This is a genomic window from Segatella copri DSM 18205 (genome assembly GCF_025151535.1).
Lineage (GTDB): Bacteria > Bacteroidota > Bacteroidia > Bacteroidales > Bacteroidaceae > Prevotella > Prevotella copri.
The window spans coordinates 431436-448829 of record NZ_CP102288.1 but is presented as its reverse complement, the minus strand read 5'-3'; the positions used below and the strand labels follow the sequence as shown (position 1 = coordinate 448829).

Below are 17394 nucleotides of genomic sequence, written 5' to 3'. Positions count from 1 at the left end.
CAATGAAGAATAAGAATATTTTTAAAGCATTATTGATAAGCGGATTGTTGCTCGGTACAACAACATCATGCAGTGACTTCCTCGACCAGCAGTCACCCTCGGAGCACACTCCTGATGCGGTAGCAACTTCACCATACTATACAAGTCTTGTTTTGAACAAGGCATACGGTGAACTGACAGAAGAGGGTATCTACGGACAGTTGATGGGTATCACCCTCGGTACCAACTCAGATATTGAGCTGATAGATGGTCAGGACGCATCTGCCACTTCACAGACCAACAGTGAGCGTGGTGCCTGCAACTTCAACATGGTAGCTGGTAGCTGGTCTAAGATTCAGACCACCTGGGACAAGCTTTACGAGGGTATCGAATACAGCAACAATGTAATCGAGCTCGTAAACAACTTCGACACACAGAGTGGCAATGAAACCAAGAGCAACATCAAACTGATGCATCGCTACCGTGCTGAGGCTATCACAGTAAGAGCACTCCTCTACTTCAACCTGGTAAGAAACTTCGGTGACGTGCCAATGAAGTTGGAAGGAACTAAGACAGACTTGAGCAACATCTACGTAGGCAAGACCGACCGTGATGAAATCATGGACAGCATGATCGTAGAGTTGGAGCGAGCTATCCCAGACCTTTGCTGGGTAGGCGAGAACTCATATACCACAGAGCGCATCACCAAGGGCTATGCTCATGGCTTGCTCGCACAGATTGCCTTGCAGCGTGCTGGATGGGCTATCCGCGAAAGTCAGAAAGACGGATATGAGACTGCTACAGAGAACAGCGACCCAACCTATCCTACACAGCGTCCAGGTGCAGCTGAGCGTACCAAGTATTATCTGTTGGCACAGACTCATCTCAATGAAATCATCAGCAAGGGTATTCACCAGTTGAACCCAAGCTATGAGAACGAGTGGTATCTCATCAACCAGAACAAACTTGATGACAAGTACTACGAGAACCTCTTTGAGGTAGCACTGGGTGTTAACAGAAGTGGTGAGTTAGGCTACACCATCGGTGTCCGCATCAATGGATCTTCTTCACGCTATGGTAAGAAGGGTAACTCATCAGGTAAGGTTAAGATGACAGCTCCTCTCTTCTGGTCATACGACCACAAGGACCAGCGTCGTGACATCACCTGTGTTCCTTACACCCTGAAAGAGACTGATGGCGTAATGAAAGAGTCATTCGACAAGAACTCACCATTCGGTATCTACTGCGGTAAGTGGGATATCCGTAAGATGAGCGAGGAATGGCGCCAGGCTGCCTTGGGAAGTACAGAAAAGGTATGTACAGGTATCAACTTCATTACCCTGCGCTACTCACAGGTTCTCCTGATGTATGCAGAAGTAATGAATGAGCTTAACGGCAATCCTGACGCGACTACAGGCGGCGTAAACGGATTGAGTGCCCGCGACGCTCTAGGCTTGGTACATGAGCGTGCATTCGCTGATGCCAACAAGGCTGATGCCAAGGCATACGTAGCTGGCATTTCTTCTGACAAGGATGCATTTTTCAATGCCATCGTTGACGAGAATGCCTGGGAGTTTGCAGGTGAGTGTGTACGTAAATATGAGTTGGAGCGCTGGAACCTCCTGAGCAAGAAGATAGACCAGTTTAAGGCAGACTATGAGGCTCAGATTAATGAGTATCCTGCCAAACTCTATTACAAGACCATCAAGACTGCTACAGATGTAAAGATTGATATGAATTCTGTATGCTGGTATGAGGCTCCTGAAAATACTGCCGATTACGAGTATGTAACCTGGTGGGGCGCTGAGGTAACCGATAAAGACCAGAAGAATCTGAAAGGCAAACTGCCATTCATCAGTTCATATCTCAATACAACTGTAAAGAATCGCTACCTCTTCCCTATTGCGACATCAAGTATCGCCGATTCACAGGGCAAGTTGAGTAATTCTTATGGTTATTAATAAGCGATTGCTACAGAAAAGCAATTCATCAACCATTCTAATCAAAGATAAAATTTGAATAATCATGAATTTATCTAAAATAAATAAAAGCGCAATCTCCGGAGCATTCATGCTCCTGGGATTTGCCTCATTGACATCTTGTACCGATGACAATGACTGGAGTGTTGACGCTAGCTACGACCGCTTGTTCCACTCTATCGAACTTTCGGTTACTCCTCTGGACGACCGTGCTGAGGTGAGCTTCAAGAAGATGCCAAACACTGACTATTACATCGTTGAGTACAGTACAGACTCTCTCTACAACGATATTCCTATGGGCGGCACCGAACATAGCGTTGTTGACTCTTCATTTGTAGATACTCCTGACAGCATCTACAATCTGGATGGAAACACAGAGTACTACATCCGTATAAAGGGCCGCAGTTTAGACGGAAAGTCTTCTAACTGGAGATACTTGGATAAGTTTAAGTTCAAAACCAAGGCTGAACAGATTATCACAGGTGTTGATGTAACATCAAGCACTGCTACCGTAAGCTTCATTGCAGGCAAGACCATCGATGCTGTTTACTATTACAAGAGTTCAGAAGATTCTACCAAAGTTGACTTCACTGCCGAGGCCGTAGCAGCAGGTAAGCTGACTATCACTGGCTTGAAGGCTAACTCTTCATACAAGGTGAAGTTGTGGAACAAGGAGAACCTGAGAGGAACTTACTCTTTCAAGACTACAGAAGCTTACCCTGAAGGCTTTGATGTCATGACTCTTGCCGAGGGCGAGGATCTGGGTACCATCTTGAAGGAAGCAACATCAGACAAGGTTGTCATTGTAATGCCTAAGAATGCAACTTACCAGATGACAAGTTCTGATACTGGCGAACAGAAGGGACTCATCATCCCTGCCAACATCAAGAGCATATACTTCTGGGGAGAATCTGGCGCCGTTTCTATATGGAAGGTAAAGGAAATCAAGATTGAGGGCGAGAAAGATCTCATCCGTTTCTACAACCTCAACTTGGAGAATAAGGACAACAGCGCAGACTACATCCTCAACTTGAACACGAACGATAACATCGGTTCTATTCAGTTCGACAAGTGTAATATCAAAAATACCCGTGGTATCATCCGTCTGCAGAAGGGAATAAAACCTACCATCGGTAGCATCAACTTCAACAACTGCTTAATCAATAAGATTGGTTCTTATGGTGTGTTGGCAGCAGGTAAAGATGCTCCAGAGGCACAGTTGGAAACAGTAAACCTCACCAACTCTACCATCGCTAATCTCTCTGCAGGTCCTATGATTGCTGTAGCCAACAGCATGACAAAGGTAAATGTAGATCACTGTACATTGTATGACGCAGTTGTGGGCGGCAAGTATCTCATCGATACCAACAAGAACAACAATATTGTTCCTAACTTTAGCAACACCCTCATCGGTCAGAGTGCAGCGTTGGCAGATGCAACAGCAACAAGTTACAAGAACGCTCCATTCGTTGATGTATATTATACCAAAGAATACACTTGGAAGTCAAAGTTGCATATTGGAGATCCTGTAGATATTTCATCTGCAGATCTTTGGGTATCACCTTCAACAGGTGATTTCACCATCAAAGACAAATACCAGAGTAAGTATGGTAATTTCGGTGACCCACGTTGGATTGTACAGTAATAGTACTTACATCCGACAGATAAATAAATTAATATAATTAAAGGTGCAATGTCCTCATCAAAAATCGGGCATTGCACCTTTTTTTACTTTCTCCTATTCTCTATCTCATTTTTACAGCTAATTTCTTGGAAGTTACGAATAAAAAGCGTATCTTTGCAGCGATAGTACCTAAGGAAGAGTGTACTACGTTTTTAGATTGTTGGATTTATAATTTGAAGCATATGGAGACTTTGGAAAAAATGCCTTTCGAGGCTCAGCATAAGATATTCAAGAGACTGGCAGAAATCGCCGACTCCAAGACTCTGACCAAAGAGGAACAGGAGAAATACGACAACAGCATGATGGTCATGTGGGACAATTATGCGGTATATAAGCATGCTATGGAGAAAGAAGCCAAAAAGGTAAGCAAAGAGATTGCTTTGAACCTATTAACCTACAATACTCCAATAGACGTCATTGCAAAATCAACTGGCTTATCTATTGATGAGATTAAGAAATTGAAACAATAAAATTAACAAAACTTTCGCAAATTTTGCCCCACATGCTCTGGGCTAGAAGCTTTTGGGCCTTCAGCCCGTTCTTGAACCACATGCGAAAGTTCTGAAAGTAAAAAAAACGCAAGCCCGCTAGGCGTAAAAAGTACGCCTGGCGGGCTTGCGTTTATGGTTGTACAACTAAATAGGTTATGGTTGTACGACTGAAAGGGTTATAGTTGTACAACTAAATGGGTTATGGTCGTACAACTATAGGGTGTATGGTTGTACGACTGAAAGGGTTATAGTTGTACAACTAAAGGGTGTATGGTCGTACAACTATAGGGTGTATGGTTGTACGACTATAAGGGTTGTAGTTGTACGATTAAAAGGTGTTGTCACTAGGCTCAGCAGACCTGCTGACTGCAGTCGGCAAAGCTGCTGACTAGGCTCGGCAGAGCTGCTGAGCCTAGTGGCAACCTTCGAGAAGCTGTCTCCTTCAACCTAAGAAACTATCTCTTTAAACTAAAAGAGACGTCTCCTTGAACCCAAAGAGACGTTTCATTCAGCGAACTCAGCCGCTACATTCTATCAAATAAAGTGCCTCATTCGAGCTACGAATACACCTCTTCAAGCCAACGCAGTCGAATCTACAAGCCAACGCAGTCGAATCTACAAGCCAACGCAGTCGAATCTACAAGCCAGCACAGCCATATTTGGGTGCCAGCACAGCGGTATGTAGCGACTCTATGAAACGTAAGAACTCATGCTATGAAGTGCATGGTTTCATCAGCTTACTTCAAAGCCCGAATTTATTGAACCGTTTTTTTTCTTCGATTTTGTTGTCACATCTGCCACTCGTGCTATAACTCTCTGATTATAAATGAATAACGGGTTGCAATAAGCGGTATTTTTATTATCACCTATTGTCACCTATTGCCACGCCCCATGGTAAGCGGCTCCGCTTACCATGGGCTGCTGAAATTACGTCACGACGTAGCATTTGCTGCGTCCCGACGTAATAACCAGTGCGTCGCGACGCAGCAAATGCTACGTCGTGACGTAATTCCGGCTACCTCCTGCCCCATCAAATAAGCCTCACTTGCAAGCCAGAATCAACACCATTAAAGGCTATATTGTAGAAACAACACTTCCGAAAACGTTTACGTTAGATTTTTCGTTTATTTTATTCAACATTTAAAAATTTTAATTACCTTTGTAGCAGAAATCTAAGATTATAACCAAAAATCGAAGATTCCTTATGATCTATTGAGAATCAAACACGACAACAACTAATCGCTAGTAAGTTCAATTAGACCAGAGAAACTTAACAAGATTAATAATAACCTACAAAACAAACATCGTTATGTATCAACAACTGAAACGTGCCAGCATGGCACTGACCTTGAGTTCGGTTTGTTTCCTCGCCTTTGCACAGAAAACAATCCAAGGTACCGTTAAGGATGCTAATGGCGACCCAATGATTGGTGTAACCATTACTGACCAGAATGGTAAGGCAGGTGGCATCACCGACCTTGACGGTAAGTTTACCATTCAGAACGCAGACCCTAATACGGTCTTGACTTTCAGCTACATCGGCTGCAAGCCTAAGAAAGTAAAAGTAGGAAGTCAGAAAACATGGAACATCGTACTTGAAGATGACAATGCAGCTCTTGACGAGGTCGTTGTCGTTGGTTATGGTACTATGCGTAAACGCGACGTAACCGGCTCTATTGCATCTGTCAACTCTGAAAAGATAGCCGCTCGTGGTACTACCAATCTTGCAGAGTCTCTGCAGGGTTCTGTTCCTGGTGTCAACATCACCCAGTCTGGTAGCCGCGCAGGTGCAGGCTTCAATATTCAGGTTCGTGGACAGGCTTCTATCAACAAGCAGGCACAGCCATTGTATGTTATCGATGGTGTAGTTTGCGACAACATGGACTTCCTCAATCCTGATGATATCGACCGCATCGATGTATTGAAAGATGCATCTTCTACCGCCATCTATGGTTCCCGTGCCTCTGCCGGTGTCATCATGATTACCACCAAGGGCAGCAAGGGTGCAGACAAGGCACAGAAGGCAACCATCTCTTATGACGGATATTATGGTATCAAGAAGTTGGCGCGCATGCCTGAGTTTATGGATGCCAACGAGTTTATGGATTATCGTTTTGCCAGATATACCACGCTCGATGGTAAGAGCTACGATGGCTCTAGCCGCAAGGGTGTAGATGCCGAAGGACATCCACACTACATCATCAAGAATACCGACTTGAATTCTGCCTTCCTTGCCCGCAAGGGAGCAACCAGCTACAAAGACTCCAAACTTTATGACCTGATGATGGATCCAAGTTTCGACGGTTACGACTGGAAGAAGATGGTTACCCGCACTGCCGCCCAGCAGAACCACTTTATCAGTGCTGCCGGTGCTACAGATAAGATCAACTACCGTGTAGGTATGGGTTATCAGGGAGAAGAGAACGTATTCAAAGGCAACGACTATGAGCGTTTTAACTTCAAGGGAGCAATGGATGCCAAGCTCTCCAAGATATTCGAGGCAGGTTTCTCTACTAACATGTCAATGAGCCGCACCCAGGATGTATGTACTGATGGTACTTATTCTCCATACGTGAATGCATTCTATTTTAACCCATTCGTTTCTCCAACAGATGCAGATGGCAACCTGATTCCTAACCCGGGAGCAAAGGCAGCCTTTGGTTCAGATGCACAGTTTACATCTACATATAACCCACTCATCGATTTGAATGACGGCAACTATACCAATGAGACTAAGATGTACCGATTGATGGGTAACTTCTACCTGCGTGCCAACATCATCAAGGGATTGAAGTTTACAACCACCTTCTCCCCAAACTACTCTCACAAGCGCCAGGGTATCTTCTATGCAACAGGTCTGAACGAGGGTAACGACGTAGGTTCAACTTACTACCAGAAGAACAAGACCAACTTCGGCTCTGTTGCCAATACAACCCGTGTAGACTGGACGTGGGACAACCAGTTTGACTACAACCGCACATTTGGCGACCACACCGTTGGCGCCATGGCACTGTTCTCACTGTACAAGAGTAACACAGAATATCAGTACGAAGAAGGCAAGGGTATCGCCAGCGACCACACTACATTCCACAATCTGGGAACAGCCAGCGGCGACAAGACGCTCTCAAGTTCTTATACTGAGTCATCACTGGAGTCATTCGCTTTCCGTGCCAACTATTCTTATAAGGGCCGTTACATGGCTACAGCTACACTCCGTACCGATGGCAGTTCACGCTTCGCAGACGGCAACCGATGGGGCTGGTTCCCTTCTGTAGCTGCAGCATGGCGTATCTCAGATGAAGCTTGGATGAAGCAGTTCAACAACTGGTTAGACAATGCTAAACTCCGTCTTTCATACGGTGTTACCGGTAACAACAATGTGGGTGACTATGTAACTATCGCTTCTGCTACAGGTCCATCTTATGTAACCATTGACGGCAAAGAGGTACAGGGTTATTATCCTAACGGATTGATAAATACAGAACTCATCTGGGAGAAGGTTAAAGAGTTTGACCTCGGTCTCGACCTGAGTTTCCTGAAAAACCGCATCAATGTAACAGCCGACTTCTACAACCGTCTTTCTGATGGTCAGATTATGTCACGTTCAGTGCCTATCGAAACTGGTGAGAAGACTTCAACCTTCAATGTAGGTTCTGTCCAGAACAGAGGTATTGAACTCGGTTTGAACTTTAACATCATCAACAAGAAAGACTTCTCCTGGAGTGCGAATGTAAACTTCGCCCGCAACTGGAACAAGATTAAGGAGTTGAGTAATGGTAAAGTTGATGAGGTAGCCAACAATTGGTTTATCGGCGAGCCACTGAATGTACTCCGTGACTATACCCATACCGATGTCATCACCGACAAGGGTGTAACCATGCACACCATGAATGGTGACAAGCACTATACCCTGAAGGAATTCTACGAGAAGTATGGCACTAAGTATAAGTGGTATGAAGGTCAGATGGCAGTAAACGACTGGAACGATGACGGTAAGATTGACGACAACGATAAGCAGATTTATGGCTGCACAGATCCTCGCTGGACAGGTAGTTTCACTACCAATGTTTACTTCAAGGGTTTCGACTTCTCTATCATGTTCTATACAAAGAGCGGATTCTGGTCACGCAGCTACTTCCATGAGAAGTATATGAAGTTTAGCGACCGTGGTAATGCCCACATGCAACTGGATTACTACATACCAAAGGGAGCACCAATCATCGATCATGCAACAGGTGAGATTACAACCGCCACAGAGACCCACTACGGAAAGTATCCTTATCCAAACAACAGCGATACATCCTTTGGTGGTTACTTCGGCGACAAGGGTTCAGCCAAGGGAGAAGGCTTCCAGTATCAGAAGACCTCTTTCACCAAGGTTAAGAACATTACCCTGGGTTACACATTACCTAAGAGCGTAGTAAACAAGGTAGGTATAAGAAATCTCCGTGTTTATGTAAACGTTCTGAACCCATTCTGCTTCACCAACTACAAGGGCTTCGACCCAGAGTGGGCATCACAGAATCTGCAGAATGGCGGTCCATCATCTGTAACCTACCAGTTTGGTGTAAATCTTAAGTTCTAATCTCATTAAATGAAGTAAACAATTATGAAAAAGATATTATATAGCGTAGCATTGGCGGCCTGCTGCATGGGAACCATGACAAGTTGCAGCGACTTCCTGGATGCCAGCAACAAGTCGAATGTAACTGCCAAACAGAGTTTTGCGACAAAAGAGGGATTAAACAACCTCGTCAATAATGCCTATCAGCATCTGCAAAACGTTTATGCAGCTCCTCTGTTCACTAGCTGTTTCTCAGCAGGTACAGACATGTATGCCGATGCCCGTAACAAGATGAACGAGGCATTGAACACTTACGAGACCTTGACTCCAGAAAATACGGATATCAAGAATCTCTATACTTACCTCTATTCAGGTATACGTGCAGCCAACTCTGTGTCATATTATGCACAGACAGCCCAAGTTGATGAAAAGACTAAGGGGCAGCTTGTAGGCGAAGCCCGTGTATTGGCAGCCTACGAGTATTATCTTCTGGTAAACAACTTCGGTGGTGTCCCTATCATGAAGGACTTCCTCACCACAGCAGACACAGGATATCCTAAGTCTTCTGCTGCAGATGTATATGCCTATATCATCAGCGAACTCGAAGATGTTATCAGCAAGAATGTGCTCCAAGCTTCTACAGCTACCAAGGGTGGCGGCAGAATCAGCCAGGAAACAGCCAAGGCTATCCTTGCCAAGACCTACCTTTCTGCTGCATGGGACCTCAACAAGCAGGAATACTTCTCCAAGGCAGCAGCTCTTGCCGATGAAGTAATTGCAGGCAGAAGACTGACTACCCCATTTGCCAAGCTCTGGAAGGCAGACGGATCGGGCGATGACAACGAAGAGTTCCTTTGGGATGTGGAATATGATTTGGCTACAGCCAACAATACAACATCAGGTGGTACAGAATGGAGCGGTTACTACTGCAACTATCTGGGTGGAAACGAGGATAACATCAAGGCTACAACCTCCAGCTATGTACCAACCCTCTATGCCTTGCATTGTTTCAAGAAGGGAGACCAGCGTTACGATGCTACCTTCATGAAGGAATTGCCAGATATAAACAAGGGAAATGCTGCAAATACCGGTTACTGGACCTGGTACAAGAATGGTGAGAGTCTGGTAGGTAAGCCAGTAACGCGATACTATTCTGCATGGTATGAAACAGATGCCGACTTTGAAGCATGGAAGGCTATAGATCCTGCAAACAGAGCAAACACCTATCGCATTCCGATGGATTCACAGAGCAAGGAAGCACAGAATATGGACGGCAGAGATATGGAATATTACGATAACCAGCAACTGGTATATGGTTCCAGTCCATGCAAGAAGTTTGACGACAGCAAGACTGCTAAGACAGAGAAGAACACCTGCTATCGCGACATCCATATCATCACTTTGCCAGAGATGTATCTCGTAGCAGCTGAGGCTTATCTGAAGGCTGGTGATAATCCTAAGGCATTGGCACGACTCAATGAGGTTCACCAGCGCGCTGGTCTTTCTGCACTTACAGGAACTATCTCTATCGATGACATCCTTGATGAGAATGCCTGCGAGAACTTCGGTAATGAGGCTCGTTGGATGGATCTTCGCAGAACCCAGACTCTGGTAGAGCGTTGCACCAAGTATAACCATGAGATGGGAGACAAGGCTGCCCAGTATATCGGCAAGAAGCTTCTTCGCCCTATCCCACAGGCTGCAATTGATGCCAATGACCAACTGACATTAGCCGACCAGAATCCTGGTTACTAATCAAAGTCATTATGTTGAAAAGAAAACCTATCAGGACATACGTTAATCATTAGGTTTAAGACCGTATTCTAGGGAGATAATTCCTGATGGATACGGTCTTTCTTTTGGTTCTATCGGTAAGGTATACGTAATCGTTTTCGTACTTTTTTATTCACAATCTGCATGTGATAAGCAAAAATGTCGTAACTTTGCAGAAAATCTTATAGAAAAGAAAATAATAAAATAGATAAACCTAAGAAAAAATGAAGAAATCAATCATTAAGTCAGTCGTGCTTGCTGCGCTCATGGCTCTGCCAATGTTCACTAAAGCACAAACTTTCGCTGGTATCACAGCCGAGCAGAACGCACAGAACACTCCTGAAGGATGGACTGCCGTAGAACTACCACAGTTGCCTACCATCACTTCGGCAAACACATTTAATATCAAGGATTATGGTGCTTCTACTACGGCAGAAGACAACACCAAGGCTATCCAAAAAGCACTTGATGCTGTGCCTTCTACCGGTGGTATGGTCGTGATTCCTGCCGGTACATGGATGTTTGGTAGTACAGACCAGATGACAAGCAAGACCGAGGTACTCAGCATCAAGTCAAAGACTGTACTCCACCTTTGCGCAGGAGCAACTCTGAAACTCGTTGAATATGGTAAGGCACCTAACAACAAAACGCTCTTTATCGGTTGCAAGAACAAGAACCAGAGCGACATTGTTATAGAGGGCGAAGGTGAAACTTCTATTATCGATGGTCAGGGTACCCGCTGGTGGAAGGCTCGCGACAACAAGGAGGCTTTCAATCCTGGAGCCATGATCCGATTCGAGAAAGGCAGCCGATTCCTGATTCGCAATCTCAAGGTTCAGAATACTCCGGGTGTCAACATCACCTTGAGTAACAGCAATGGTGCCAGCAATGGTACTGTTCATGATGTAACCATCTATAACCCTTCTTCTGAAACCAAGACTGAACAGCCTTCTCATAACACAGACGGTATCTCTATCTGGGGACATCACATGAACATCTATAACTGCAACATCAGTACAGGTGATGATAACGTAGTTTGCGATGACAATGCACAGTATATCCATGTTTGGAACTGCGACTTTGGTACAGGACATGGTGCTTCTATCGGTAGTTTCACCAAAAACATCAAGCATGTATGGTTCGACAACATCACCATGAACGGCACAACTGCCGGTATCCGCATGAAGACGGGTATCAATAGCAATGGTACACTGCGTGGCGGTGGCGAGGAGGACTGGAAGTTCACCAACTTCACCATGACCAAGGTGAAGAACCCATTCTCTATCGACTGCTACTACGACAAGAACTACAACAGCGATCCTGCCGTAGACAAGGCAAATGCCAGAGCTCTTGATAGTACTACCCCAACCTACAATGGCATCCTGCTCCAGAACGTGAAGACAACAGATGTTTGCGATGGTAACGCTATCTTCCTGATTGGCCGCCCTGAGAGCCATATCAAGAACGTGACTCTCGACAACGTGCAGATTTCAGCCAAAAAGGGCATCGACATCCGCTTCGTAGATAATCTCGTGTTCAAGAACAACTCTAAGATTACCGTCAGCAGCGGTTCTATCTGGCTCAAGAAGTTTGATTCTACTTGGACAGACGAGTGTGATGCTACGTCTACAGGTTCAACCGTTACTGATACCAAGGGTCCTTTCACATTAAACTCAAAGACTTTGACAGATAAGACAGCCGGTTCTTTCAACAATGGCTTCGCTATCAGCAATGAGAAGGGAAAGACATACGATACTGGTTCTGGTACCAACTATATCAAGTATAGCGCAAATCAATACACCATCATCATTCCTGACGGCATAAAGATTGTCAAAATGGATATCGAGGGAAAAGACAATTACACAGATGCAGATGCCTATCTCGGCGAGATTAACGGCACAAGCTATGATGCTTCTACCTATGTTTTTCCAAAAGACAAAAGTCTGAAAAAATATACAGTAGAGTTTGATTCACCTGTAGAGCACACGCTTACTTTCACTCCAAAGGTAAAGCAGTGCATCTTGCAGTTCACTCTCTATACAGAGACTTCTACAGGCATTCAGCCAATTGCTGCCATCGCCAAGGTAAACAACAACAACATTTACGACCTCAGCGGTCGCATGGTGAAACTCAATGCCAAGGCAGAAGACCTGCAAGGTCTCAAAAAAGGTATCTATATCTACAACAACAAGAAATACGTAGCTAAATAATTCATTTTAACATCGGTAACAATGAAAATAAAATCGCATTCACTCCTGTGCATTCTCGCCACCATCGCATTGAGTTCTCCGCTCTCTGCACTGAGCGTGAATGCTCAGAAGGCGGTATCCAAGACATGGAATCCGAACCTGAAGAACGGAATGTACCGCAACCCGGTTATTGACGCCGACTACTCAGACCCTGACGTATGCCGTGTGGGCAATGACTACTATATGACCTCCTCTTCCTTCCAGTGTTTCCCAGGCTTGCAGATTCTGCACAGCACCGACCTGGTAAACTGGGAGATTATAGGCGCTGCCCTACTCGATGACTATCCGGTTTTGCCTGAATACCAGGGCACCGAACTGGATTGGCGCAAGAAGGTTCAGCATGGTAATTACGTATGGGCACCCTCCATCCGCTATCATGACGGATGGTTCTATATCTACTGTGGCGATCCTGACCAGGGACTCTTCATGACCAAGACACAAGATCCACGCGGCCCTTGGGAACCTATCACCTGGGTGATGAAGGGAAAAGGTCTTATCGACTGCTGCCCTCTCTGGGATGAAGACGGCAAGGCTTATCTTTCGCATGGATGCGCCGGTTCAAGAGCCGGTATCAAGTCGGTACTCTTCGTAGCCCCGATGTCACCTGACGGCACCAAGGTTATCGGTCCTTCACGCATCGTATATGATGGCCATGAAGACCAGCCAACCATCGAGGGAACCAAATTCTACAAGCGCAACGGATATTATTATATCATGAGTCCTGCGGGCGGAGTAAAGTATGGCTGGCAGGTAGAACTGCGTTCCAAGAATCCATACGGTCCTTACGAGGAGTATGTGGGTATGGCACAGGGAAAGAACAAGAAGGTAAACGGCCCTCACCAGGGTGCATGGGTAGATACCCAGAACGGCGAAGACTGGTTTCTCCACTTCCAGGATAAGCACGCTTATGGTCGTGTGGTTCATCTGCAACCAGCCAAATGGGTGAACGACTGGCTCGTTATCGGTGACGACAAGGATGGTGATGGCTGCGGTGACCCTGTTCAGCAATGGAAGAAGCCAAACCTGCCATCAAGCGGTAACTTCCAGCCTAAGGAATCGGATGATTTCAACAGCGTAGATTTAGGTCTGCAATGGCAGTGGAACGGTCCTTACAGTCAGTACTGGTACTTCTGTGATGCCAAGAACTCCAAGTTGCGTCTCTATGGTGTGCAGCAGGCTGAAGATGTAAAGAACCTGTATGATTTGCCAAACCTTCTGCTCCAGAAACTCCCTACCGAGAACTTTACTGCTACTGCCAAGGTGAAGTTCATACCTAACCGCACCGAGGCTTACAAGGAAAATGATAAGGTATTGGGCGAAAGCGCCGGCATGATTATGCAAGGCATGGACTATGCGGCACTCAAGTTTGTTGATACCAAGGAAGAGGGTGTTGTATTGCAATATGTAACCTGCGAGAAGGCTGAGAAGGGAAAGGCTGAGAAGGTGGTAAAGCAAGTGGCCATCAAGACCAGCAAGCAGCCTCAACCTTACACCGTGAAGTATGCCGTAGATGATATTCCTTCTTCCCGCATCGCCACCCAGGACGTATGGCTCCGCGTGAAGGTTCATAGCGAAGGCATCGCCAACCAGATACAGGCTATCGCTGAATGGAGCTACAGTCTGGATGGTAAGAAATTCACCAAGATAGGCAATCCTTTCACTGTGCGTGAAGGCAAGTGGATTGGTGCCAAGCTCGGTTTCTTCAACACCCGCACAGCCAAGAAGAACGATGCTGCCTTCTTCGACGTAGACTGGATTCATTTCGAAAAATAACGCTTTCCAGCTAACGCGTTATTTCAGAGAAAATTTTGGGAAACAAAAAAATCCCCCTCATTGCAAATCAATGCAGCGAGGGGGATTAATCATTATGAGTAATCTAAAAATTTTAATCTTTCTTTTCTTCTGCAGGCTCTACCTTTGTTGTTTTCTTGGCAGGAGCCTTCTTGGCTGCAGGCTTAGCTGCGGCCTTCTTGGCAGGAGCAGCCTTAGCAGGCTTCTCGCCATGTTGCTTCTCTGCCTCCTTCTCTATCTTTTCAATCTTAGCCTGAAGACGGACAATCTCCTTGTCCTTCATCTCAAGCTCTTCATCCTGATTCTTGATGGTAGTAAGCAGGCTTTCAAGCTGATCGTTATCAACATCAGTTGGATAGAGGTCGTTTACTCTGGTGATGAAGTCGCCAAGAATGTTCATATAGTTAGTGAAAGCATCGAAAGGACTTGAATAGATACCTCTGTCAAGACCCACATTGCTTGGCTTGGTAGTCATGAAGCGGAAGTTGTTACTTGCCTGCAGGTAATCCCAGTCCTGATTTATACGTGGATCGTTGGCGATACGTACACGGTCTGCCACACTGTAAAGCTTGTTGAAAGCCTCACGCTGCATCGGGTTACCCAACCATGAACTTACATCACGCTCCTCGTCTACCCAACTCAAGGTATCAGGCACATTCACCTCGCCTACCGACTTGATTTTCTTGCAGATTTCACTAGGTGTAGAGAAGGTGATGCCACGGTCCTTGGCACACTGAGGCAAAGCCTTCATAAACTCGAGGATGTTGCTTGACAGAGGCTGGGCAATACCAAGAGCAGAAAGCTCCATGAAGATATTGATAACCTGCTCCTCCTCTGGGAAGGCAGCAATCTGGTTCATATAGTTGTCGGCAAAGAGTGGATAACCGTCCCAATCACTGTTGCTGAAGCGCAGAGAGATATCATCGCTCAGGTTCACATCGCGCAACAGGAGCTTTAACTTAGGGTTCAGGGCGCAATGGTAAACATAGTGAGGAGATTTCCAGCCGAGCACGTGCTTGGCACCCTCGGTGAGCATACCAATGAAACCCATGTTGGCAACATCGTTACCGATATCATCGCTGTAGATGAGCGAAGAGTTGCGCAATACGGTAGGTTTCTTTCCGAAATATTCCTCAATCTTAGTACACTGGCGCATCACCTCATCCTTGAAACTTGCCTCATTAACCAGAGAAGCAAGTCCGTGAGAGTAAGGCTCAGCCAGGAACTCTACACAACCCGTATTGTTGAGCTGCTGAAGCTTCTCCAGTACCTGAGGAGCATGAAGTTCCAACTGCTCCATACCCACACCCGAAAGCGAGAAAGCTACCTTGAAATACTTGCCGTTCTTTTCAATCATCTCCTGAAGGGCATTCAAGGCTGGCATATAAGAGCGCTCAGCAATCTCGTTGATGCTACGGTCGTTCTCGTAGTCATCATAGTAATAATGGTCGGTACCGATGTCAAAGAAGCGGTAGCGTTTCAGATGGGTAATCTGATGTATCTCGAAATATAAACAAATTGTTTTCATAAAAATTTGAAATTTGAACGTTTAACTTGTAAGATGAGTAAAGCCTCAAAATTATTCATTCTTCGTTCTTCACTCTTCACTTAACCTACTTCCACCCTAAGGTCTTGAGGTACAGGTCTTTGATGCGGGCACCCACTTTCTCCCAGGTAATCTGGTCTACTTCTTTCTTGCCTTCCTCTGAGAGATAATCGAAAAGACTCTCGTTGTGACAGATGCTGTAGATGGCATCGGCAAGGGCATGGATATCCCAGTAGTCTACCTTGATACAGTTGGACAGGATTTCTCCACATCCACTCTGCTTGGAGATAATGGTTGGTGTGCCGCACTGCATAGCTTCCAAAGGTGAGATACCGAACGGCTCGCTCACAGATGGCATCACGTAGACATCACTGTCTTTCAGACATTCGTAAACCTGTTTGCCGCGCATAAAGCCAGGGAAGTGGAACCGGTCGGCAATGCCTCTTTCGGCAGCGAGATAAATCATCTGATCCATCATATCGCCCGAACCTGCCATACAGAAACGCACATTGCGGGTACGGTGCAATACCATGTTGGCAGCCTCTACGAAATATTCAGGTCCCTTCTGCATGGTAAGACGTCCCAGGAAGGTTACTACCTTCTCCTTGCCCTTATGATTTGGGCGTGGAATATCCTGCCACTCCTGCTTCAATGGGTATACGGCATTGTGCATGGCGAAACACTTGCGTGGATCCTGGTGATACTGGTGAATCACCGTCTGGCGCGTCAGTTCGGATACACACATGATGCAGTCGGCATTATCCATACCGTCTTTCTCAATAGCATAAACGGTAGGGTTCACCTTTCCACGGCTACGGTCGAAATCAGTAGCATGAACGTGGATGCACAGTGGTTTGCCACTCACGCGCTTGGCATGAATTCCGGCAGGGAATGTAAGCCAGTCGTGAGCATGGATAATATCAAATTCTTCTGAACGGGCTACAACTCCGGCAATGATGCTATAGTTATTGATCTCGTCATGAAGATTTGACGGATAACCACCGGCAAATTCCATACAGCCGAGGTCATTTACATGCATATAGTTAAAATCGGCATAGATGTGGTCACGGTAGCGGAAATAATCGTCCGGATTCATGATATTGCCTACGCGCTGCTGCACATAGTCGTGATTTACATCTCGCCAGGCGATAGGCACACTGTTCATTGCCACAATCTTGCAGGCACTGCGGTCCTCATCACCGAAAGGATGAGGCAGACACAATGTGATATCAACATCGCCCTGGGCATGAAGTCCTTGGGAGATACCAAAGTTGGCAGTTGCCAAACCACCAAATACGTGAGGAGGATACTCCCATCCAAACATTAAAACTTTCATAT

Annotated in this window: 9 protein-coding genes; 7 read left to right on the top strand and 2 right to left on the bottom strand. The window is 45.7% G+C overall.

Features of this window, described 5'->3' with window-relative positions:
* The first annotated feature begins 2 nt into the window (after positions 1–2).
* From NQ544_RS01795 to NQ544_RS01765, 7 genes are all read left to right on the top strand, one after another.
* Complete coding sequence (locus NQ544_RS01795; protein WP_006846309.1) at positions 3–1940, top strand: RagB/SusD family nutrient uptake outer membrane protein; 1938 nt, start codon at positions 3–5, stop codon at positions 1938–1940.
* A gap of 64 nt (positions 1941–2004) precedes the next feature.
* Positions 2005–3603 carry a DUF5123 domain-containing protein gene (locus tag NQ544_RS01790; RefSeq protein ID WP_006846308.1) on the top strand — a complete coding sequence of 533 codons (1599 nt, stop codon included), beginning with the start codon at positions 2005–2007 and terminating at the stop codon, positions 3601–3603.
* Positions 3604–3824: 221 nt separating this feature from the next.
* On the top strand, positions 3825–4112 hold the full coding sequence (locus tag NQ544_RS01785) for a hypothetical protein (protein WP_050758565.1): 288 nt from the start codon (positions 3825–3827) through the stop codon (positions 4110–4112).
* Between the two features lie 1330 nt (positions 4113–5442).
* Positions 5443–8718 (top strand): SusC/RagA family TonB-linked outer membrane protein, encoded by a 3276-nt coding sequence (locus NQ544_RS01780; protein WP_006846306.1) that lies wholly within the window; start codon positions 5443–5445, stop codon positions 8716–8718.
* Positions 8719–8742: 24 nt separating this feature from the next.
* Entirely contained in the window at positions 8743–10452 is a 1710-nt protein-coding gene (locus NQ544_RS01775; protein ID WP_006846305.1) for a RagB/SusD family nutrient uptake outer membrane protein, read from the top strand.
* 242 nt (positions 10453–10694) lie between these two features.
* The gene (locus tag NQ544_RS01770) at positions 10695–12680 is read left to right on the top strand and encodes a glycoside hydrolase family 28 protein (protein WP_006846304.1); all 1986 of its coding nucleotides are present in this window, start codon (positions 10695–10697) and stop codon (positions 12678–12680) included.
* Positions 12681–12701: 21 nt separating this feature from the next.
* Complete coding sequence (locus NQ544_RS01765; RefSeq protein WP_006846303.1) at positions 12702–14492, top strand: glycoside hydrolase family 43 protein; 1791 nt, start codon at positions 12702–12704, stop codon at positions 14490–14492.
* A 112-nt stretch (positions 14493–14604) separates the two neighbouring features.
* On the opposite strand, the gene NQ544_RS01760 is transcribed toward NQ544_RS01765, so the two are convergent.
* Together NQ544_RS01760 and NQ544_RS01755 are read right to left on the bottom strand one after the other, a co-directional pair.
* Positions 14605–16038, bottom strand: a complete 1434-nt coding sequence (locus NQ544_RS01760; RefSeq protein WP_006846302.1) for a glycoside hydrolase family 57 protein — start codon at positions 16036–16038, stop codon at positions 14605–14607.
* A gap of 85 nt (positions 16039–16123) precedes the next feature.
* Positions 16124–17392: a glycosyltransferase family 4 protein gene (locus NQ544_RS01755; protein ID WP_006846301.1), complete on the bottom strand. Its 1269-nt coding sequence runs from the start codon at positions 17390–17392 to the stop codon at positions 16124–16126.
* Between the last annotated feature and the right edge of the window lie 2 nt (positions 17393–17394).

What these genes read in the sequence shown, in the direction of transcription:
- NQ544_RS01795 (WP_006846309.1), top strand. Translation starts at nt 3, where the DNA reads ATGAAGAATAAGAATATTTTTAAAGCATTATTGATAAGCGGATTGTTG.
- NQ544_RS01790 (WP_006846308.1), top strand. Translation starts at nt 2,005, where the DNA reads ATGAATTTATCTAAAATAAATAAAAGCGCAATCTCCGGAGCATTCATG.
- NQ544_RS01785 (WP_050758565.1), top strand. Translation starts at nt 3,825, where the DNA reads ATGGAGACTTTGGAAAAAATGCCTTTCGAGGCTCAGCATAAGATATTC.
- NQ544_RS01780 (WP_006846306.1), top strand. Translation starts at nt 5,443, where the DNA reads ATGTATCAACAACTGAAACGTGCCAGCATGGCACTGACCTTGAGTTCG.
- NQ544_RS01775 (WP_006846305.1), top strand. Translation starts at nt 8,743, where the DNA reads ATGAAAAAGATATTATATAGCGTAGCATTGGCGGCCTGCTGCATGGGA.
- NQ544_RS01770 (WP_006846304.1), top strand. Translation starts at nt 10,695, where the DNA reads ATGAAGAAATCAATCATTAAGTCAGTCGTGCTTGCTGCGCTCATGGCT.
- NQ544_RS01765 (WP_006846303.1), top strand. Translation starts at nt 12,702, where the DNA reads ATGAAAATAAAATCGCATTCACTCCTGTGCATTCTCGCCACCATCGCA.
- NQ544_RS01760 (WP_006846302.1), bottom strand. Translation starts at nt 16,038, where the DNA reads ATGAAAACAATTTGTTTATATTTCGAGATACATCAGATTACCCATCTG.
- NQ544_RS01755 (WP_006846301.1), bottom strand. Translation starts at nt 17,392, where the DNA reads ATGAAAGTTTTAATGTTTGGATGGGAGTATCCTCCTCACGTATTTGGT.